This is a genomic window from Streptosporangium sp. NBC_01755, from assembly GCF_035917995.1.
Taxonomy (GTDB): Bacteria; Actinomycetota; Actinomycetes; order Streptosporangiales; family Streptosporangiaceae; genus Streptosporangium.
In genome coordinates, this window is record NZ_CP109131.1 from 4,546,666 (window position 1) to 4,567,396 (window position 20,731).

At 71.0% G+C, this 20,731-nt stretch carries 12 protein-coding genes; 7 read left to right on the forward strand and 5 right to left on the reverse strand.

All coding sequences use genetic code 11. The annotated features are described in order from the left end of the window. The first annotated feature begins 405 nt into the window (after positions 1–405). A complete protein-coding gene (locus tag OG884_RS21970) occupies positions 406–1,800 on the forward strand; it encodes a pyridoxal phosphate-dependent decarboxylase family protein (RefSeq protein WP_326635671.1) in 1,395 nt (464 codons plus the stop codon). A 330-nt stretch (positions 1,801–2,130) separates the two neighbouring features. Then, positions 2,131–3,666, forward strand: a complete 1,536-nt coding sequence (locus OG884_RS21975) for a DUF885 family protein (RefSeq protein ID WP_326635673.1) — start codon at positions 2,131–2,133, stop codon at positions 3,664–3,666. Between the two features lie 84 nt (positions 3,667–3,750). Here the strand turns inward: OG884_RS21975 and OG884_RS21980 are convergent, their stop codons facing one another. Next, the gene (locus OG884_RS21980) at positions 3,751–4,497 is read right to left on the reverse strand and encodes an SDR family NAD(P)-dependent oxidoreductase (protein WP_326635675.1); all 747 of its coding nucleotides are present in this window, start codon (positions 4,495–4,497) and stop codon (positions 3,751–3,753) included. 147 nt (positions 4,498–4,644) lie between these two features. Here OG884_RS21980 and OG884_RS21985 point away from each other — a divergent pair, with 147 nt between their 5' ends. The 3 genes from OG884_RS21985 to OG884_RS21995 all read left to right on the forward strand — a co-directional run bounded on the left by OG884_RS21985 (position 4,645) and on the right by OG884_RS21995 (position 8,595). Next, positions 4,645–5,478 carry an SDR family NAD(P)-dependent oxidoreductase gene (locus tag OG884_RS21985; RefSeq protein ID WP_326635676.1) on the forward strand — a complete coding sequence of 278 codons (834 nt, stop codon included), beginning with the start codon at positions 4,645–4,647 and terminating at the stop codon, positions 5,476–5,478. Positions 5,479–5,514: 36 nt separating this feature from the next. Then, entirely contained in the window at positions 5,515–7,086 is a 1,572-nt protein-coding gene (gene guaA / locus OG884_RS21990) for a glutamine-hydrolyzing GMP synthase (RefSeq protein ID WP_442811736.1), read from the forward strand. Positions 7,087–7,278: 192 nt separating this feature from the next. Next, entirely contained in the window at positions 7,279–8,595 is a 1,317-nt protein-coding gene (locus tag OG884_RS21995) for an acyltransferase family protein (protein ID WP_326635681.1), read from the forward strand. Here OG884_RS21995 and OG884_RS22000 read toward each other — a convergent pair. Beyond that, positions 8,499–9,341: a polysaccharide deacetylase family protein gene (locus tag OG884_RS22000; protein WP_326635683.1), complete on the reverse strand. Its 843-nt coding sequence runs from the start codon at positions 9,339–9,341 to the stop codon at positions 8,499–8,501. The genes OG884_RS21995 and OG884_RS22000 overlap by 97 nt on opposite strands. Before the next feature lie 247 nt (positions 9,342–9,588). Between OG884_RS22000 and OG884_RS22005 the strand changes: the two genes are divergently transcribed. Continuing rightward, a complete protein-coding gene (locus tag OG884_RS22005; RefSeq protein WP_326635685.1) occupies positions 9,589–11,067 on the forward strand; it encodes a hypothetical protein in 1,479 nt (492 codons plus the stop codon). A 143-nt stretch (positions 11,068–11,210) separates the two neighbouring features. Here OG884_RS22005 and OG884_RS22010 read toward each other — a convergent pair whose 3' ends face one another. From OG884_RS22010 to OG884_RS22020, 3 genes are all read right to left on the reverse strand, one after another. Then, on the reverse strand, positions 11,211–12,338 hold the full coding sequence (locus OG884_RS22010; RefSeq protein ID WP_326635687.1) for a glycosyltransferase: 1,128 nt from the start codon (positions 12,336–12,338) through the stop codon (positions 11,211–11,213). Then, entirely contained in the window at positions 12,335–15,187 is a 2,853-nt protein-coding gene (locus OG884_RS22015) for a bifunctional glycosyltransferase/CDP-glycerol:glycerophosphate glycerophosphotransferase (RefSeq protein ID WP_326635689.1), read from the reverse strand. The genes OG884_RS22010 and OG884_RS22015 overlap by 4 nt, the downstream gene beginning before the upstream one ends. A 163-nt stretch (positions 15,188–15,350) precedes the next feature. After that, positions 15,351–16,829, reverse strand: a complete 1,479-nt coding sequence (locus tag OG884_RS22020) for an NAD(P)/FAD-dependent oxidoreductase (RefSeq protein ID WP_326635691.1) — start codon at positions 16,827–16,829, stop codon at positions 15,351–15,353. A 441-nt stretch (positions 16,830–17,270) separates the two neighbouring features. Here OG884_RS22020 and OG884_RS22025 point away from each other — a divergent pair, with 441 nt between their 5' ends. Further along, positions 17,271–20,681 carry a bifunctional glycosyltransferase/CDP-glycerol:glycerophosphate glycerophosphotransferase gene (locus OG884_RS22025; protein WP_326635693.1) on the forward strand — a complete coding sequence of 1,137 codons (3,411 nt, stop codon included), beginning with the start codon at positions 17,271–17,273 and terminating at the stop codon, positions 20,679–20,681. Positions 20,682–20,731 lie beyond the last annotated feature (50 nt).

Genomic DNA, 20,731 nt, shown 5'->3' on the forward strand with positions numbered 1-20,731 from the left:
AATCGTTCTCAAACCCATGCGGGCACTGGTCGACGAGACGCCGCAGTCGCCTGGCGTGCACCTCCGGTGAGCGCGGTGTCGACCAGACGGACGTGGGAGGTCTGCATCCCTGATGTCCACCGGGACATGAGGCGCGTCCCCATGCGTGACCTCCTGCCTTCTCGATGGTCCAGCCTGCGGCGATCATGTAGTCGATCGCCGCTCGTATCTCCTTGTTGGGATGCCGATCCATGCGGAGATGACGATGCCTGACGTAGAGTTAATTCTACAGAATGCGTAAGTTGATCGGGCGGAAGGCCGGTTCGTAGACATGGGCCGTCTCGATGGATCCGATCTCGTCCGGGCATGATCCTCCGGGATACGGCTCGGTTGGCGGGGTGTGGTGAATTCGACCAGGATTCCGGTGTGACCTGGAATGTCGAGGAGTTCGTGCGCGCGGCCGGGGTGACCGTCGAGGAGCTGGCCGCCTACGTGGCGGAGAGCCAGCAGGGGGCGGCGCCGGTCATCCGGCGCAGGCCCCCGGGGGAGCTGGCCGAGCGGCTCGGGCTCGCCCGGTGGATCCGCGAGGGCGGGATGACGGCGGAGAGCCACCGGGAGTTCCTGCGCGGCTACCTCGCCGAGGGCACCCGGATGCACCACCCCGCCTACCTGGGACATCAGATCGCCGCGCCCGACTTCCCCGCCGCGCTCGCCGACTTCGTGCACGGCGCGACCAACAACCCGATGGCCGTCTACGAGATGGGCGCCTCGGCGGCGACCGTCGAGTTCGAGGTGCTGCGCTGGATGCTGGGCAAGGTCGGGTTCGGCGAGGCGGGCGGCGGGGTCCTCACCCACGGTGGCTCGCTGGCCAACCTCACCGCGCTGCTGGCCGCGCGGGCGGCGGTCGCCCCGGACGCGTGGACCGACGGCGTCCCCGGCGGCCTCGCCCTGCTCGCTCCGGCCTCGGCGCACTACTCGCTGGCCCGCGCCGCCGCGATCCTCGGGCTGGGCGAGCGCGCGGTCATGCCGCTGGACGTGGACGAGCTCGGCAGGATCGACGTCGCCCGCCTGCCCGACGCCCTGGAACGGGTGCGCGAGGCCGGACGGCGGCCGATGGCCCTGGTGGCGAACGCCTGCGCGACCGGGACCGGGCTCTACGACGACCTGCGCGGGATCGGCGAGTTCTGTACGGCGAGCGGCGTCTGGTTCCACGTGGACGGCGCCCACGGCGCCTCGGCGCTGCTGGCCGCCGAGCACCGTCACCTGCTCGACGGGATCGAACTCGCCGACTCGCTGATCTGGGACGCGCACAAGATGCTGCGTACCTCCAGCCTGGCCGCCGCGGTCCTGACCCGGCGCGGGGGCGACCTGGACGCGGCCTTCCGGCAGCGGGCCGGCTACCTGTTCTACGGCGAGCAGGGCTTCGACCTCATCGGCAGGACCGTGGAGTGCAGCAAGGCCGAGCTGGGCCTGAAGATCTTCCTCAATCTGGCCTGGCGGGGCGAGCGGGGCCTGGGCGAGCACGTCGCGCGGCAGTACGCCACGGCGCACCGCTTCTGGGAGCTGGCCCGCGAGCGGCCGGGCTTCGAGTGCCCGTACGAGCCGGAGAGCAACATCGTCTGCTTCAGGTACGGCACCGCCGACCAGGCGGATATCCGCGAGCGCCTGATGGAGGACGGCGCGTTCGCGCTGACCTCGGCCGAGGTTAGCGGGGTCCGCCACCTGCGGGTCACCGTCATGGCCCCCGCCACGGACGACAAGACACTGGAGGCGCTGCTCGACCGGATCACCGAACTGGAGGCCCCGGCCGGTCTCCGGTGAGTCCCGGAGGGTACGGCCGGGCCTCGACGCCGGTTCTCCGCGGGGTCCGGAGCGTACGCCCGGCCGGTTCTCAGCGGATCCCGGAGTCGGGGTTGGCGGCGTCCCAGCGGCGGCGCGACCGTCGCCGGGCTGCCACCTGGAACCGTTCTCCGCAGGTCGGTTACCATGATCGTCCTGGGTCGGCCTGGATCACGTGCGGAACACGGGCCCGGAGGCGCTCCCCGCCCGGTGGGGGCCGGGCCGCTGAGCGCGTACGTCGGGGAGAGCCGGACGCGTTTACCCGGCAGCGGGCCGGGGCGACAAACGCCGTCCTGATATAGCGTCGCGACCATGACCGAACTCGACGGCCGCCTCCGGGCGGTGTGCGACCTCAGTGTCTCCGGTGTCCGGGAAATGGCCGGGCGGCACGAGTACGACGGCCTGATCCAGGACCTGTCGCCGACGGGGGTGCGCGCCGGGCTGGCCGCGCTCGGCCAGGGGGCGTTGCCCGCCGATCCGTACGACGCGGCGCACCTGCAGATCTTCGAGGAGTCCGCGCGGGTGCAGTTCGCCGAGCTGGAGCTGCACCGGCGCAGCCCCATGGAGCACCTGGGCAACCTGGACCTGGCCACCTACGACCGCGAGTACGCCCCCGAGGCCGAGCGGGATGCCGCCAAGCAGGCACACCTCGCCCGCTGGCCGGAGGCGGTGGACAACGCGGTCGCCTCGCTCGACCTGCTCAGCGCCCCCGTCGCGACCGCGCTGCTCGGGGCGGTACGCGGCCTGGCCGCCGGGGTGCCCCGCGACGCGAAGGAGAGCGTGCGCGAGGCGGCGTTCAGGGCACACGCCCGGCTGGTGGAGCACGTCGAGAAGGCCGCGCACTCCGGCGACCCGGACGCCTCGCTCGGCGCCGGCGGTCTCTCCAGGCTGATGAGCGCCGGCGACGGTCTCCCGGTCGACCTGGGACGGCTCGCCGAGCGCGCCGACGCCGAACGCGACCGGCTGATGGCCCGGCTGGCGGAGTCCTGCGCGGCGCTGGGGTTCGCCGATCGGCCGCCGCTGGACGTCGCGCGCGAGCTGGTCAGGCAGCATCCCGGCCCGGAGGGCGTGATCGAGGCGGCCAGGATCGGCACCGAGAGCGCCATCGCCTTCACCCGTGAGAAGGACCTGGTGCCCTACCACGACGGGGAGTGCCTGGTCGGCATCGCGCCCGAGTCGCGCCGGTGGGCCATGGCCATGATGAGCTGGTCGGCGCCCGGCGAGCCCGACGGCCCCTCGTGGTACCACGTCACCCCGCCCGACCCCTCGTGGCCGCAGGGCGACATCGAGGAGTGGCTGGAGGTCTTCAGTGAGACCACACTCCCCGCGATCAACGTGCACGAGGTCGCCCCCGGACACTTCTCGCACGGTCGCGCGCTCCGCCGCGCCCGCTCCGACGTGCGGCGGACGCTGATGTCGACGGCCTTCGCCGAGGGCTGGGCGCACTATGCCGAAGAGCTCTGCGTCGAGGAGGGCTTCGCGCCGGAGGACCCGCGCTTCGAGATCGGCGTGTGGCTGGAGGCGCTCATCAGGGTGACCCGGCTGGCCTGCGCGATCGGCGTGCACTCCGGCGCGATGACCGTCGAGGAGGGTGCCCGCCGCTTCGCCGCCGACACCCACATCGCCGGCCCGGCGGCCCTCTCCGAGGCGGCGCGGGCCACCTTCGACCCCACCTACGGCCGCTACACCTGGGGCAAGCTGGAGATCCTCGCCCTCCGCGAGCGCGCCAGAACCGTCTGGGGCTCCGACTTCGGCCTTAAACGCTTCCACACCGCCATGCTCGACCTCGGCTCCCCACCTCTCGGCCTCCTCGACCACGCCCTTCAGGACCGTCCAGGCGCCCGGTAGGTCCACCCGGCGCCGCCGCTCAGGTCCGGGTCAAGGGCGGCGCGGCCGCCGACACCGGCCTGGTGGGGAGTTCCGGCCGAGGCGTCAGCGGTCGACGGCGGTGGCGCCGCCGTCGACGACCAGGTGGGTGCCGGTGATGAAGGACGCCTCGTCGCTCAGCAGGAACCGTACGGCCGTCGCGACCTCGGCGGGGCGGCCGAGGCGGCGGAAGGGGGACTTGTGCTTGAAGGACTCCACGAGGCTCTTGTCGCCGCCGGTGGCGTTGACGAGCATGGGGGTGTCGATGTAGCCGGGGCAGACGGCGTTGACCCGGATCGGCACCAGCTCGTGGGCCATGGAGCGGGTCAGGCCGAGCAGGCCCGCCTTGGAGGAGCAGTAGGCCGGGATGAACGCCTGCCCGACCAGGCCCTCGACCGAGGAGATGCCGACGACCGCGGAGCCCTCGTGCTCGCGCAGGTCCGGAAGCAGTGCCTTGACCAGCATGGCGTGGGCGCGCAGGTTGACGTTGAGCACCGCGTCCCAGGCGGCCTCGGTCAGCTCACCGACGCCCAGGGGGGCCGCGATCCCGGCCGCGTGCACGAGGCCGCCGATCGAGCCGAGGGCGTCGCGGCTGGTGGTGATCGCGGCGGGGAAGGACGAGGCGTCGGTGACGTCGACGGTGACGGCGATCGCGGGGGCGCCGTTCATGGCGACGAAGGAGGCGGTCTCCTTGGCGCCCGTCTCGTCAAGATCCCAGATCGCGACCGGGCGTCCGGCCTCGGCGAGCGCCAGCGCGCAGGCCCGCCCGATCCCTGATGCTCCGCCGGTGACGACGACTCCGGTGCCTGTCATGGCCTGCCTCCTCGACTGATGGTGAGCTGAACGTTAGCTTTGTGACCAAACGGCCGCTAGGTATGGTGCGGCCGGAGACGGCGCGATGTGTGAACCGTCGGTTCAGTGGTAACACGATGCGGGAACCGTCAGGCTGGAGGAAACGCCATGCGTGAACTGTCAGGCAAGGTCGCGGTCGTCACGGGGGCGGGCGGCGGGATCGGCCGAGCGCTCGCGCTGGTCCTGGCCGCGGAGGGGATGGCCCTCATGCTCGCCGACGTCGCCCCCGACTCTCTCGCGGAGACCGCCTCGCTGGTGGAGGGGGTCAAGGTCATCACCGAGATCACCGACGTCTCCGACCGGGCGGCCGTGGAGCACCTCGCCGACCGGACCTTCGGTGAGCTGGGCGCGGTCCACGTGCTGTGCAACAACGCGGGGGTCTTCCAGGGCGGCCGGCTGTGGACGAGGAGGCCCGAGGACTTCGCCTGGCTGCTCGGGGTGAACCTGTGGGGTGTGCTCCACGGGATCCGGGCCTTCGTCCCCCGTATGATCGCCCAGGACACCGAGGGCCACATCCTCAACACCGTCTCGGCGGCGGGGTTGTTCGCCGCGCCGTTCTCCGGCGCCTACTCGGTCTCGAAGTACGCCGCGTTCGCCGCCTCGCTGTCCCTCGCCCAGGATCTCGCGATGGCCGGTTCCAAGCTCCGGGTGACCGTGCTCTGCCCGGGCGGGGTGCGGACCGGCATCAACCGCTCAGAACGGGGCAGGCCAGAGAATCTCGCGGTCGCCGGGCCGACCGAGGACGAGATGGCCTCCGTCGGGATGATCGACGGCCTGGTGGAACGGGGCATCGACCCCGAACAGGTGGCGCTCGCCGCGGTGGCGGCCATCCGCGAGGAGCGTTTCCTGGTCTTCACCCACCCCGGCTACGCGGCGGGCCTGCGCGAGCAGACCGAGGCCCTGCTCGCCGGGGCTCTGCCCCCGTTTCCCATCTACGAGTAGCGCGCTGACGGGCGCCGATAGACTGGCATCACCGCTCTGTTCCTTTTGGGGGTCTTGGTGTCTGAGTTCGACACGGTCCTGGTCGTCGATTTCGGCGCGCAGTACGCGCAGCTGATCGCGCGAAGGGTGCGTGAATGCCACGTCTACTCCGAGATCGTCCCGTCGACGATGCCGGTGGAGGAGATGATGGCCAAGAGGCCCAAGGCCATCATCCTGTCCGGCGGCCCCTCGTCGGTGTACGCCGAGGGCGCCCCGGCCGCCCCCGAGGGCCTGTTCGACACCGGCGTGCCGACCTTCGGCATCTGCTACGGCTTCCAGGTCATGGCCCAGGAGCTGGGCGGGGAGGTGGCCAGGACCGGGACCGCCGAGTATGGCGGCACCCACCTGGAGGTGAGCGAGCAGGGCGTGCTCTTCGCGGGGCTGCCCGCGAAGCAGTCGGTCTGGATGTCCCACGGGGACAGCGTCTCCGCCGCCCCCGAGGGCTTCACGGTCACCGCCACGACCGCCGAGACGCCCGTCGCCGCCTTCGAGAACCCCGGGCTGGGCCTGTACGGCGTCCAGTTCCACCCCGAGGTCCTGCACTCCGAGCACGGCCAGGCGGTGCTGAGGCACTTCCTGGACGCCGCGGGCTGCCGCCCCTCCTGGACGATGCTCAACATCGTCGAGGACGCGGTCGAGGCGATTCGCGCCCAGATCGGCCCCGAGGGCCGCGCCATCTGCGGGCTCTCCGGCGGCGTCGACTCCGCGGTGGCCGCCGCCATGGTCCAGCGGGCCATCGGTGACCGTCTGACCTGTGTTTTCGTCGACCACGGGCTGCTGCGCAAGGGCGAGGCCGAGCAGGTCGAGCGCGACTTCGTGGCCGTCACCGGGGTCAAGCTCCGGGTGGCCGACGCCCAGGAGCGCTTCCTGAAGGCGCTCGAAGGGGTCACCGACCCCGAGGAGAAGCGCAAGATCATCGGTCGCGAGTTCATCAGGGTCTTCGAGGACGAGCAGCGCGCCATCATCGCCGACGGCCCCGTCGACTTCCTCGTCCAGGGCACCCTCTACCCCGACGTGGTCGAGTCGGGCGGCGGCACCGGCACCGCCAACATCAAGTCCCACCACAATGTCGGAGGTCTCCCCGACGATCTCCAGTTCTCGCTGGTGGAGCCGCTCCGCGCGCTGTTCAAGGACGAGGTCCGCCGGGCCGGCGAGGAACTGGGCCTGCCCGCCTCCATGGTCTGGCGCCAGCCGTTCCCCGGCCCGGGGCTGGGCATCCGCATCGTCGGCGCGGTCAGTCGCGAGCGCCTGGAGATCCTCCGCGAGGCGGACGCCATCGCCCGCGAGGAGCTCTCCCGCGCCGGTCTCGACCGGGAGATCTGGCAGTGCCCGGTCGTGCTGCTCGCCGACGTCCGCTCGGTGGGCGTCCAGGGTGACGGCCGCACCTACGGCCACCCGATCGTGCTGCGCCCGGTCTCCAGCGAGGACGCGATGACCGCCGACTGGTCCCGCGTCCCCTACGACGTGCTCGCCCGCATCTCCACCCGCATCACCAACGAGGTCCGCGAGGTCAACAGAGTGGTGCTGGACGTGACCAGCAAGCCCCCGGGCACCATCGAGTGGGAGTAGGAGGCCGCCGCCGGAACGCGGTTGATCAGCGGGTCGGTGCCCCCGTCCGCCGGGCCGGAACAGCGGGTGGTCGAGGTCCGGATCCGGAACAGCGGGTGGTCGCGGTCCGGATGGCGCCGATCGCCGTCCGACGGGGGGAGGTTACCGCCGATGGCGGGGTTTCGCGGGGTGCCGAACGGTAAGTTGGGGCGGGTGTCCTCCTCCACCCTGATCGGCGCAGGTTCCACCAAGACCCCCGCCCCCCGCCTGGCGTGGCTCGACGCGCTGCGCGGGATCGGTGCGGTCGCCGTGTTGCTGGAGCACATGCTGCCCTGGTTCATGCCCGGCCTGAGGCCGTACTGGTTCAACCTCGGGATGTACGGCGTTCTGGTGTTCTTCCTGGTCAGCGGCTACATCATCCCGGTCTCGCTGGAGCGGCGCGGTGACGTGCGGGCCTTCTGGATCAGCCGGGTGTTCCGGCTCTACCCGATCTACCTGCTGGTCGCGGTGGGAGTCCTGGTCATGGCGATCTGGATGCCCGTCCGTGAGCAGGTGCCCAGGGACCTGTCGTCGGTGTTCGCGCACGCCACGATGCTGCTGGACGTGGTGCACCTGGGCGGCCTGGCCGACACCATGTGGACGCTCTCGTACGAGATGGTCTTCTACCTGATCGTCACCGCGCTGTTCGTCGGCGGGGTGCACCGCGCGAGCGGCACTTTCGCCATCGGCTTCGGGGCGGTCGCGGTCGTGGCGGGGCTGGTGCTCACGGCGCCGCTGCTGAAGGGGCCCTGGCCCGCGTACGTGTCCGGCGTGGTGTTCTTCGCGGGCCTGGCATGCCTGATCGGCGGTCGGTTCACGAAGATCGCCGCATATGTCCTCGGCGCGATGGCCGTGGTGCTGCTGATCTTCTCCGGTTTCGTGCCGTGGCTGGGGGCGGCGATCCTCGCGGTGATGTTCGCCGGGACCGCGATCCGCCGCTGGGAGCACGGCGAGGGAGCCCTCTGGCCGGTGGCGGTCGTGACGGTGCTCGTGGCGCTGGCCCCGGTCTGGTCGGAGCAGGCCGGCTGGTGGTGGGTGCGGCCGGGGCCGTGGTTCGCCACCATGGCGCTGGCCGGGGCGTCGTTCGCGGGCGCGATGGCACTGCGCGAGCGCAGGCTGCCCCGGTTCCTCGTCTGGCTGGGCCTGGTCAGCTACTCGGTCTACCTGCTGCACCACCCGCTGCTGCGGCTCGTGTCCGCCGTTGTCGGAGACGTGCGGGCCGCGGGGCCGGTGGTGCAGCTGTCACTGTCCGCGGCGTTCGTGCTGGTGGTGCTCGGCCTGAGCCTGCTCACCCACCGCTACGTGGAGCTTCCCATGCAGCGGTGGGGCAGGCGGTGGGCTCGGCGGCCCTCCTTGAGCGAGGTGGCTCAGGTGCCGTCCGCGGGCGAGGTGGCTCAGGTGCCGTCCGCGGGCGACTCCGCGAAGTCGTCCGGGTCGCCGGTGGGCGAGTCGGAGATCAGGCCGTCGTCCTTCTCGGAGCCGACCGGGTAGACCTCCCCGGCCTTCGTGGCCTTGGCGCCGCGCAGCGAGGAGATCGCCACCACGTGGTAGCCCTGCTTCTGCAGCGCGGTCAGCAGCTTCGGCATCACCTTGACCGTCTGCTCGACCCAGTCGTGCATGAGGATGACCCCGTCACGCTTGGCGTTCTTGAGCACCTCGTCGTAGATGGCCTTCTCGTTCCTGGTCGCCCAGTCGCGGGAGCCGCCGTTCCACAGGTAGATCGGCATGCCCATCTCGATGGCGATCGCCGTGACCCGCTGGTCGAACTCGCCGTACGGCGGGCGGATGGCCGCCGGGTACTTCCCGGTGACCTTCTTGACGATGTCCTGGGTCTTGTCCAGCTCCTCGCGGATCTTGTCCTCGGACACCTCCCGCAGGTGCGGGTGGCTGTAGCTGTGGTTGCCGATGTCGTGGCCTTCGGCGACCATCCGCTTGGCGAACGCGGGGCGGGACTTCACGTACTGGCCCTCAAGGAAGAACGTCGCCTTGGACTTGTACTTCTTGAAGGTGTCGAGCAGCTTGTCGGCGTACTTGCCGGGACCGTCGTCGAAGGTCAGCGCGATGCACTTGACCTTCGCGCAGTCCACGGGCACCGGCTTGGGGGCGGGCTTGGCCTTACCCGTCGCCTTGGTGGTGCCCGTCGTTTTGGGCTGGTCCGCACTCCACGCGGCGGTCGGGGTGGCAATCATGGCCAGCGCACAGGATGTGGCCAGCAGCATTCGGACAGGAGACTTCATGAGGGGAGCTCCGGGTCAAATCGACGTCGGTCGAATGGGCATCCTATCGAGGTGTCTGATGGCTCCTGGGGCTGAAGCGTCACAATGTCCTGTGAAAGCCCATGTGTTCCGATGATCGCAGCACGGCGGCATGCCTGTCACAAACTTGACGTTTCCCCAGGTCATGGCTGTGTATAGCGGTGCGGGCGCACCCCGCTCGTGCCCGATGATGGGCAGCGGCCCCCTGCCGGAAAACGCTGGGGAGAGCATGACGATCGCCACGGTGGGGCCGCCCTCGGCCGGCGAGGAGCGAGGTAGGACGCGCGACCGGCGGTTCACGCTCGCCTGCTACGCGATCGGCCAGCTCGTGCTGCTCGGCTGGTGGCTGGCCTTCCACCCCGGGCTGATGAGCCCGGACTCCGTCACCTACGTCGCGCACGTCACGACGGGGCCCTGGGTGGCCGGCCAGTCGGTCGCCTACGACGCCCTGCTCGGCCTCTGCCTGAGGGTGACCGGCGACCTGTCTCCGGTCACCCTCGCGCAGACGGCGGCGATGGCCGCGGCGCTGGCCCACCTCGCGGGCGCGCTCCGGCAGCCGGGCGTGCGCGGGCGCCGGCTGCTCGTGGCGGTGGGGTGCGCGACGCTGTCACCGCCGCTCGGCGCCTTCACGGTGACGATGTGGAAGGACGTGCCGTTCACGGTGTGCGCGGTGCTGGCCGCGGGCACCGCCGTGCGGCTCGCGACCGGGCCCGCCGCCGTACGACGTGCGGCCGGGGCCGGGAAGCGGGGCGTGCTCAAGGGCGGGTGGAGCTGGGATCCGCGCCTGGCCGCCCTCGGTGCCGAGCTCGCCGGGCTGGGGCTCTTCAGGAACAACGGCTTCCTCGTCGCGCTGATCGCCGCGATCCTGCTGCTCCCGCTCCTGCCCTCGGCCCGCCGCCTGCTGGCGGTGGTGGCGGCGGGTGCGGTGGCGGCGCCCCTGCTGCTGCTGGGTGCCGGCTACCCGGCGATGGGCATCGCGCCGCCGTCCCGCTCGTTCGCCTACCAGACGGTGTTCGGCGATCTCGCCGTGGCGTACGGGGAGCGCCCCCGGCTCTTCGACCACGAGCAGCGGGCGCTCCTCGCGACGATCGCCCCGCTGCACGCCTGGCAGCGGGGGGCGACCTGCCAGACCATGGCGCGGGTCTTCTTCGCCCCCGGTTTCAGCCACACGCGGGCCGAGCAGCGGATCTCCGACGTCCTGGAACTCTGGCGCGGGCTGCTGGTCCGCGCGCCCGGTGTGATCCTGAGCGCCCGGGTCTGCCGCGCCGCGCTCGCCTGGCAGGTCGGTTCGACCTCGGGCGAGCCCGGCGGCGAGCTCTACCGCTTCTCCCTGCGCGATCCCCGGCTCCCCGACGGCTGGGAGGGCAGCCCGGCGGCCTCGGCGATGCGGCAGCGGCCGTTCTCCGCAGGTCTGCGGGCCGCGGGACTGTCCGTGCTGGACGCGAGCACGATCAGGCAGCTTGAGTGGCTGCTCTGGCGGGCGCCCTTCTGGTGCTACCTCGGCTACGCGGCGGCCGCGCTCGCGTGGCGGCGGACGGGGAGCGTGGCGGCGCTCGCGGGGACGGCCGTGGTCGCGGGGCAGCAGATCGGCGTGATCCTCACCAACACCGCGCCGGACTTCCGGTTCATGGTGGCGCCGATCTTCGTCGGTGTCCTGCTCGTGCCGCTTCTCCTGCGGGAGGCGCGGACCCTGCTGCCCCGGCGATGAGCGAGTCCTCGGACGTGCGGGAGCGCGGGCGTGGCCGCTTGTGTCAGCGGCCACTGACGCGGGCGTGGTCGCTCGTGTCAGCGGCCACTGACGCGGGCGTGGTCGCTCATGTCAGTGACCGCTCGTGTCGGTGACCGCCCGCGTCAGCGGTCGATCTCGTCGAACAGCGCCTCCCAGCGGTCCAGGACGCGGGGCAGCCGGTAGGCCCTCATCCGCTCCCTGCCCCTGGCCCCCATCCGCCCGCGTAGCTCGGCGTCGGACATGAGGCGCTCCAGGGCGGCGGCGAAGCTCCCCGCGTTCCCCGGTTCGGCCAGCACGCCGTTGTAGCCGTCCTCGACCAGGGTCCTGACCCCCGCGGAGGCGTCGCAGGCCACGGCGGGCAGCCCGCAGGCCGCGCCCTCGGCGAGGACCAGCCCCCAGCCCTCGAAGTCGCTGCTCAGGGTGACGATGGAGGCGTCGAGGTACTCGGCCTCGACGTTCTCGACCTGCCCGCGGAAGACGATCCGGCCGCCGAGGCCGGTCTTCGCGGCCTGCGCCTCCAGAGCCGCCCGAAGCGGCCCGTCACCGATGATGTGCAGCTCCCACGGTTCGGCGACGGCAGGGGCCGCGGCGGCGAAGGCGTCGATCAGCAGGTCGATCCGCTTCACCCTGACCAGCCGTCCCGCCGAGACGATCCGCGGGTTGCGCAGCGCGGCCGCCTTCTCGGGGAAGACACCGACCGGGTTCAGCATGGTCCCGCAGTTGGCGAGCCGGTGGTTGGTGAACGCCTCGGCGTAGTCGTCGCAGAGGAACAGCGCCTTGTCGAGGTGCGCGAAGTGCTTCTTGATCAGACGTAGGTTCGGGGAGTCCACGGCCTCGGCGTACGACTGGTGGTACTGGCCGATCTTGGCGACGTGCGGCATGGGCAGGTCGGCGATCCAGTGGGCGGCCCAGGGCGAGGCGATGACCAGGTAGCCGCCGTCGATCCGGTCCGTCAGCCGGAGCAGCCGCTGCCTGGCGGTGGCGATCTCCTCCGGGGTCCGCCGCGCCTTCGCCCTGCGCCACGGGAGCGAGCGGGAGACGGCCTCGGGGGCGGGAGTGTCGTACAACGTGGCGTGCCGGTAGACGGGGTCGGCGAAATAGGTCTGCGGCTGCCTGGAGGGGTTGATGCTGACCAGGGTCACCCGATGCCCGCGAGAGGCGAGGCCCTGGGCCAGGGTGTGGATGACCCGCTGGGACCCGCCCATCGAGTCGCCGTCGGTGCTGAGGAAGAAGACGTTTCGCGATCTCATCGCACGGCCTCCGGAAAGAACGCGTCCACGACCCTGCCGCTCGCCTGCCCGTCGTCGAGGCCGCACCAGCGGTCGCGGAACTCCGCGTAGCGCCGCCCGTACCGCTCGGTGATCTCACCGAGTCCCTCCAGCACGGCGGCGAGTTCGCCCGGGTCGCGCAGCAGCGGCCCGGGGGCGACCTCGGCCAGGTCGAAGCAGACCCCCCGCTGGGCGGAGGCGTAGCGCTCGTGGTCGTCGACGTAGTAGAGGATCGGCCGGCCGAGGCAGGCGTAGTCGAACATGATCGAGGAGTAGTCCGTCACCAGCACGTCGGAGGCCAGCATCAGGTCGTTGACCTCGGGGTACTCCGAGGCGTCCCGGGCCAGCCAGCCGAGCGGGTCGGGCACCGTGAAGCGGTCGTAGGGATGGGCGCGGACGAGGATCACCCAGTCCGGGGGCAGCACCGCGGCGAGGGCCGGCAGGTCGATCCGGAACGACTCGCCGCTGAACCGCCCGCCGTCGCGGTACGTGGGCGCGTAGAGGATCACCCGCTTTCCCGCCGGGATCTCGAAGAACTCCCGGACCCGCCGAGCCCGTTCGCGCTGCGCCGGTTCGGCGTGCCGCACCAGCACGTCGGTACGCGGGTAGCCGGCGTGCAACAGCTCGCCCTCGAACCCGCTGGCCTCGGCGAAGTCCCGGCGGAAGTCGTGGCCCGGCGTGAGCAGCACGTCCCAGCGTGCCACCGCCTCGGCGTACTTCCTGGCCAGGGAGGGCTGCGTCCGGTGGCGGGGCTCGTCAAGCCCCATCTTCTTGAACACCTGGCCGTGCCAGGTCTGCAGGTAGCGGGTGCTCTTGCGCTTGCGGTAGCAGTAGGGGAGGTTGTGGCTGTCCACCCAGTAGCCGGCACGCGCCAGGGTCCAGGCGTAGCGGAAGGTGTCACGCCGGACGAGGTCGACGTCCTCGGGAAAGCGTTCGGGAACGGCCGCGTGGGACCAGACCGCGCGCAGGCCGGTGGCCCGCCGCTGCAGCTCCTCGTGGACATAGCGTGGGTTGCCGGTGTAGCCGCCGCCCTCGGTGGACTCGAACAGCACCAGGCGGCGGTTGACCGGCACCGTCGCGCTGACCAGCCGGTAGAAGCGACCCAGGTTGCGGGGGGTGGCGAGGCCGGACAGCAGGTGTTGCCAGAGCTCCGCCAGGCTCGGGAGGCGCCGCCCGGGCACGTGGCCGATCCTGCGGGCCATGAGCCGGAACGGGATGTCGGCGGACGCTTCGAGGACCAGGCGGCCCGTGCCCACCGTGCCCACCGAGGTGAACGACAGGCCGGGGAGCGCCAGCAGGGGCCTGGCGTTGCGGCGCTCGCCCTCGTGGAGCGAGATCGTGACCGCCTGCGGCCTGACGGCGTTGTCCGGCCAGTCCAGCTCGGGCAGGGAGATCGACACCGTCGCCTCCAGGATTCCCGTTCCCTCGGGAACCTCCGTGCACTCCGCCTCCTCCGGGTCCCACTGTCCTTCGAGTCCCCGCCGCTCCCGCGCACCCTCCGGCGGCCCGGTCACCACGGGCACCGGCTCGAAGGGGATCGAGGTGATCCTCTTCTTCCTGCCGCCGATGTGCAGCCACGCGGTCAGCGAGCGGCCGTCGAGTACCCGGCCGGGATCGTAGGTGCGCAGGCGCAACCGGACCTCGTCCCTCGACGCCTGCAGGTCGACGAGCTCGTGCCGGAGCAGCGCGCCGGCCAGCGGTTGCTCCGCCAGGTGCAGCTCGGTGACGTCAAGCTCGCTCCTGCCCTGCTCGCCCGTCGGGAGCGTCGTCCCCCAGAACACCCGCCCGCCTTCCGTCGTGACCGCCCGGGGCGGGATCGAGTGCCTGTACCCCAGTTCGACGGCGGCGAACGCCGCCTCGGCGCCGCGCCGCTCGCGGACGAGCTGGACGCAGACCCGCTCGGCCCTGCTCAGGCGCTCGATCGCGGTGGGTTCGAGCGTGTCCACGTACGGGATGACGAGGTCGGCGAACTCGGCGATCCACGCCGGGTCGCGCTGGGGCAGGTCGCCCAGGTAGAGGCGGAGGTCGTGGGAGAGGAAGCGGAAGTCCTTGTCCCCTTTCAGGTCGAGGGAGTGGGTGGCGGCCAGCACGCGGTCGCTCAGGACGGCGGCCGTGACGCGCTGGCGCACGTTCTCCAGCTCATGTCGCCGCGACGAGATCGACCTGGTCGCGGGCGTGGCGGCGAGCAGCCAGCGGTAGACGGGCCACGGCACGACGGCGAACAGCTTGCTGCGGCAGAACAGCTCCGTCGACCAGACGATGTCCTCGTGGTGGATGTCCTCGTGGAACCGGATGCCGGTGCCGTCGAGGAAGGTCCGCCGGTACAGCTTGTTGGTGGCCAGGCAGTTGAAGAGGAGTTCGGGCTCGGCGCGGATGTCGTCCACGATCCGGCGTTCCGCGAACAGCCGCGGGTACCAGAGGGTGACGGCGCCACTCGCCTCGTCGACGCGTTCGACGGTGCCCATGACGAAGTCGGCACCGGTCGTCTCCGCCTCCAGCAGGAGGCTCTTGCAGGCGTGCCTGGGCAGCTCGTCGTCACTGTCGAGGAACATCAGGAAGGGCGCGCGGGCGGCGTCCATGCCCGCGTTGCGGGGCGCGCCGCAGCCGCCGCTGTTGGCGGGCAGCCGAAGATAGCGGACCCGGCCGTCCTCCTCGGCGAGCGCCTTGGCCACCGCGGGGGTGTCATCGCCCGAGCAGTCGTCCACGACGACCACTTCGAGGTTCTTGAGTGTCTGGCCGAGTACGGAACGTACGGCCCGGGGTAGCCGGGACGCGTCGTTGTAGGTGATGACGATCACACTGACGTCCGGGGCCGTGTAGGGCTGTGTCATGATGCGCAACTCCAGGGCGGCTGGGAGGAGAGCCTTGACCTGCGGCGACTCGTGCCCGATGGGCAGCGGCCGGGCAAGGCGTCATGGGATTGCCGGTTTCGGTGTTCCGCCGGTATCTGTCGGCGTCCGTCGGTGACGGGTGGTGGGTGAGCGGCCGGTCCGGTCAGGAGGCCATGGGGCCGAGGACGACGGGGGCATCGCGGCCGGTGCCCCTGGCGGACCCGTGGCCCGCGCGCTCCTCGTGGTACTCCGCGTCGACGTTGACCTCCCAGACGTCGTGCTGGGCGTCCTCGACGAGGTTCTCCACGGTCAGCATCGCGGTGAGCATGGAGTGGTCCTGGTTGTTGTACCGGTGCATGCCGTTGCGGCCGACCGGGTGGATCCGCGGCCACTCCACGTCGAGATACTTCCTGAGCACCTCGACGTTGTGGACGTAGTCGGCGTCGTAGACCGGGTAGGCCTTCGGCATCCGCACCACGTAGCCCCGCTGGACCTCACCGGGGGTGACCAGGCCCAGGTGCTCCAGCTCCCGGGTGCCGAACGCGACGAGGTCGTCGTCGGGCATGCGCCACAGGTCGTCGCCCTCGTTGACGAAGTACTCCAGGCCAAGGCAGGTCCGTCCGGCCCGGACCAGGTACGGCGACCAGGAACCGTAGTTCTGCACCCGGCCGAGCCGCACCTCGGGGGAGTGGATGTAGATCCAGTTGTCGGGGAAGGAGAACCGCTCGGGGACGACCAGCGCGACGGTGAGGAAGTCGCGGTACCTCAACCCCGCGGCCGCCTCGGCGACGATGTCCGGCACATCGGGCCCGAACGCGTGGATCAGGGCGCTGAGCGGCATCGAGGAGATGAGGTTGTCGCAGTACACCTCGCGGGTGGTGCCCTCGCCCTCGCCCGTGCGGACGGTGAGGGCGAGGCGGCCCCGGTTGCGGCGGATGCGCTCGACCCGGGTGCCGAGGCGCACCGTGGAACCCCGCTCGCGGACCCGGTCGGCACAGGCCTCCCACATCATGCCCGGCCCCAGCTTGGGATAGCGGAACTCCTCGATGAGGCTGGTGATCTCCTTGCTGTTCCTGCCCGGCGTCAGCGCGCCGGCGATGGCCCTGCCCAGGGAGAGGTTCCTGATCCGCTGCGCGGCCCAGTCGGCCTGGATGCTCTCCGCAGGAACGCCCCACACCTTCTCGGTGTAGGTCTTGAAGAAGATTCCGTAGAGCCGTCGGCCGAATCTGGCCGTGACCCAGCCCTCGAAGGTGGACTGGTCCGCGGGCGGCCTGATCCGGGCCCAGACGTAGGAGCCGACACACCGCGCGGATTCGAGGACACCGAGGTTGCGCAGCGCGTTGGACGCCTTGAGCGGGTAGTCGTAGAAACGGCCCCCGTAGTGGATGCGGCTCATCCTCGGCCGGAGCAGGAAGTCCTCCTCATCGAGGATCTCGTTCCAGAAGTCCGTCACCCGCGACACCTTCGTGAAGAAGCGGTGGCCGCCGATGTCGAAGCGCCAGCCGTCGCGTTCCTCGGTCCGGCTGATCCCGCCGACCACCCGGTCGGCCTCGAAGACCTCGCACGGGTGTCCTCGCCGGGTCAGCTCGTAGGCCGCGGTGAGCCCGGCGGGCCCCGCCCCCACGATGACTGTTGAGTCCATGCGCTTCCCCCCGCGAATGCCGTTTGCTGCGATCTCGCCCGTCTCGGTCACCCGATCGTGTCGGACGGCCAGGGGGGACCGAAGGGTCATCACGACTTACTAGGACGTGTGCATTCCCAGCCTTGACCAGGGCATGGTGAAGGCGTTGCCGCACCGCGGGCCGGAGGCGGGAACGGCCGGGTGCGGGGGATGGTCAAGTCTCGGTCTGCTCAGTCCATCGCGGTCATATTTTGGGCGCGCCCCACCGGTCGCGAGGCCATGCTGCTGACGTGACGTCTACCTCGCGCTCATGGCCGCGCCCGGATGACCGCCCGGCCCCCGTCACGCGCCCGGGACGTCTTCCACGATGAGTGGATCTTCACCCGCGTGACGTGTCCGGCGTTCGCGCGGACGGAACCGGACTGTGAGCTTTCGACTACCGGAGGACCGATCGTGGCCCCAGTGAGCATCATCGTGCCCATCTACGACGTGGAACCGTACCTTGAGGCGTGTCTGGAGTCGTTGGTCGCGCAGACCTGGAGTGACATCGAGGTCGTCATGGTGGACGACGGTTCTCCCGACTCCAGTGCGGAGATCGCCGAGGCCTTCGCCGCGCGCGACGCGCGGTTCCGGCTGATCCGGCAGGAGAACGCGGGCCTGGGCACCGCGCGCAACACCGGCATAGGACACGCCACCGGCGAGTTCCTCGCCTTCGTCGACAGCGACGACATGCTCCCGCTGACGGCGATCGAGACGATGGTGTGCAGCCTTCGGGAGAGCGGGTCCGACTTCGCCACCGGCAACGTGCTGCGTTTCAGCGGGCAGGGGGTGCGCCAGTCCGCGATGCACAAGGTGATCTTCGCTGACTCCGTCCGGCGTACCCATGTGACCCGAGACGAGATCCTGCTCAAGGACCGGCTGGTCACGAACAAGCTCTGGCGCCGCTCCTTCTGGGACGAGCACGGGCTGAGCTTTCCCGAGGGGGTCCTCTGGGAGGACATCGCGGTCTCCCTGCCCGCGCACTTTCTGGCCGAGTCGGTGGACGTGCTCTCCACCCCGGTCTACCTGTGGCGGGAGCGGGAGGGGGAGAGCGTCTCGATCACCCAGAACCGGGGGCACGTCAAAGGGGTCGAGGACCGGTTCGCCGCCGTCAACTCCGTGCGCCGCTTCCTGACCGACACCGGCAGGGCGGAGCACCTGCCGGCCTGGGACCGGATGGTCCTCGACAGCGACCTGCCGAACTTCCTGCAGGTGCTGGACCAGGCGGGTGAGGCGTTCCAGCAGCGCTTCCTCGACCTGGCGTGTGCCTACCTCGACCAGGCGGGGCCGAAGGTCCTCTCGCTCATCCCCGCGCAGCGCCGGGCGAAGTGGGCTCTAGTACGACAGCGCCGGATGGACGACCTGGTCCAGCTGCTGGAGTGGGACAGGACGGTCAAGCCGACGGTCCGGGTCGGTGGCGGCGGTATACGCGGATACCACCTCAACAGCCCCGTACCGGTCGAGCGGTCCGCCACCCGGATGCGCGAGGAGCTGGACCTGCGGCAGCGGGTGGACAGCCTGGACTGGAAGGACGACAGACTGGTCGTCGAGGGCAGGGTCTCGCTGCGCTACCTGCGTCCCCGCCGGCGGATCCAGCAGCACGTCTTCGCCTGGCTGGTCCCCGAGGGGGCCGGGCGCGGGATCCGGCTCCCGGTCACGGTCAAACGTGCTCTGTCGCTGGTGGACACGGGCCCGCGCAGGCGCAAGGACTGGTGCGGGTTCCGGCTGACCGTCGACGCGGCCGGGCTTCCCGCCGGCTCGTCCTGGCACATCGACCTGCGCGTGCTGTCCCGGGGTCTCCTGCGGAAAGGCAGGCTGGCCCAGCCGAGCCCGGCCGCGCGGCGGCTGGAGCTCACCGAGGGCGAGTCGGGGACCGTGGCGTGGACGGAGTGGACGCCGGCCGAGGAGTTCAGACTCCGGGTGGAGCGGCCGGGCGGCCGGGTCACCGGTCACCGGGTGGCCGAGGGCAGGCTGCGGATCATCGGCCGGTGCGGCGACGACCTCGGCGCCGCCCCGGTGCTGCGGCTGACCCGGCCGCAGGGCGGCCGCGACCGGCGCTACCCGATGGCCGTGTCGGACGGCACCTTCGAAGCGGTGATCGACCTCGACGAGGTGCTGTCCGAGCGCTGGCCCGGCCTCGACCCGGCGAGCCTGGAGATGAGCGCGCTCAACCCCGGGACCGAATGGCACTTCGAGGTCCTCCCGGAACAGGGCGCCGCCCGGCCGCTGGTCGTCGACCGTGACGTGGAGCGCGGCCTGCACCGGCTCCGCGGCCGGGACGTGGTGCTCGACAGGTCGCGGACGGGCGCTCTGGTGCTGCGCGAGCAGCGGCCGACGTTCTACGTGGAGCGGGTGGAGTGGAACGAACGGGGCCACCTGGCGCTGACCGGGGCCCCGATGCGCCCGATCGACGGCCAGGCGTGGCTGGTCCTCACCTCGCGCAACCGGTTCAACGAACGGCTCTTCCCGATCGTCGGCGGCAGCGCCACGGTGACGCCCGAGGGGACCGCCACGCTCGGCGGGTGGTTGCCGCTGCCGGCGGGTACGCACGGTTTCGCGATCCGTACCGACGCGGGCGACATGCGGATGGAGTTCCGCCTGTCCGCGCCGCTGGAGCACGTATCCGCCACCCGCACCTTCACCTTCGACACCGACCTGACCTCCGAGGCCGTCTTCACGGTGAGTGACGACCTGCGCGCCTCGGGCAGGCCGAAGCAGCAGCGGCTGCTGCGCGAGGACTTCTATCCCGCCAAGTGCCAGGAGGCGTTGCGGCCCGCCGTCCTCTTCGACAGCTACGACGGCAGGCAGTTCTCCGACAGCCCGAAGGCGATCTACGAGGAGCTGGTGAGGCGGGGCGCCGATCTGGAGTTCATGTGGGTGGTCAGGGACGGGCAGGTGGAGCTGCCCGAGGGGGTGACGCCGATCCGGCGGTACGGGCGGGAGTTCTATGACGCGCTGGCTCGCTGCCGGTACGTGGTCACCAACGGCCATCTGCCCTCCTGGTTCGAGCGCAGGCCGGACCAGACGGTGCTGCAGACCTGGCGCGGCACCCCGCTGAAGCGCGTCGGCTTCGACGTCGAGAAGATGCTGTTCGCCAGGCCCGACCGTCACGAGCGGCTGGCCAGGACCGTCGCCCGGTGGAGCCACCTGATCTCGCCGAGCCCCTGGTGCACCTCGGTCCTGGACAGTGCGCTGCGGTTCGAGGGGGAGGTCCTGGAGATCGGCTCCCCCCGGGACGACCTGCTCCGCCGCGACGGAGCGGCGGAGATCCGGGAGCGGCTCGGCCTGCCCGAGGGCAGGAAGGTGGTCCTGTACGCCCCCACGTGGCGTGACGACAAGTTCTACAGCAGGGGGCGCTACCGGCTCGACCTGCGCCTGGACCTCCAGCGGATGTTCGAGGAGCTCGGTGACGACCATGTGCTCATGATCCGTAAGCACCCGAGCGTCACCGACAGGGTGCCTCGGGTCGGCAGAGATTTCATCCTCGATGTCTCCATATATCCAGACATTCAGGAGCTCTATCTGGTCGCGGACATGCTGATCACGGACTACTCGTCGGCGATGTTCGACTTCGCGGTGACCGGGAAGCCGATGCTTTTCTACACCTACGACCTGGAGCGCTACCGCGACGAGGTGCGCGGCTTCAACTTCGACTTCGAGGCCGAGGCCCCGGGCCCGCTGCTGCGCACGACCGAGGAGGTCGTGGAGGCCGTACGGGACATCGACGAGGTGCACACCAAGTACCGGAGGCTGTACGACGCCTTCACCGCCAGGTTCTGCCCGCTGGAGGACGGCGGCGCGGCGGCGCGGGCGGTGGACCGGATCTTCCGGTAGCCGCCCTGTGAAATGGGCGGGCCGGCACGGAGAAGGCGGCGGCGGGCCCT

Coding starts and splice junctions, on each gene's coding strand:
- OG884_RS21975 (WP_326635673.1), top strand. CDS start 2,131: ATGACCGAACTCGACGGCCGCCTCCGGGCGGTGTGCGACCTCAGTGTC.
- OG884_RS21980 (WP_326635675.1), bottom strand. CDS start 4,497: ATGACAGGCACCGGAGTCGTCGTCACCGGCGGAGCATCAGGGATCGGG.
- OG884_RS21985 (WP_326635676.1), top strand. CDS start 4,645: ATGCGTGAACTGTCAGGCAAGGTCGCGGTCGTCACGGGGGCGGGCGGC.
- OG884_RS22000 (WP_326635683.1), bottom strand. CDS start 9,341: ATGAAGTCTCCTGTCCGAATGCTGCTGGCCACATCCTGTGCGCTGGCC.
- OG884_RS22005 (WP_326635685.1), top strand. CDS start 9,589: ATGACGATCGCCACGGTGGGGCCGCCCTCGGCCGGCGAGGAGCGAGGT.
- OG884_RS22010 (WP_326635687.1), bottom strand. CDS start 12,338: ATGAGATCGCGAAACGTCTTCTTCCTCAGCACCGACGGCGACTCGATG.
- OG884_RS22015 (WP_326635689.1), bottom strand. CDS start 15,187: ATGACACAGCCCTACACGGCCCCGGACGTCAGTGTGATCGTCATCACC.
- OG884_RS22020 (WP_326635691.1), bottom strand. CDS start 16,829: ATGGACTCAACAGTCATCGTGGGGGCGGGGCCCGCCGGGCTCACCGCG.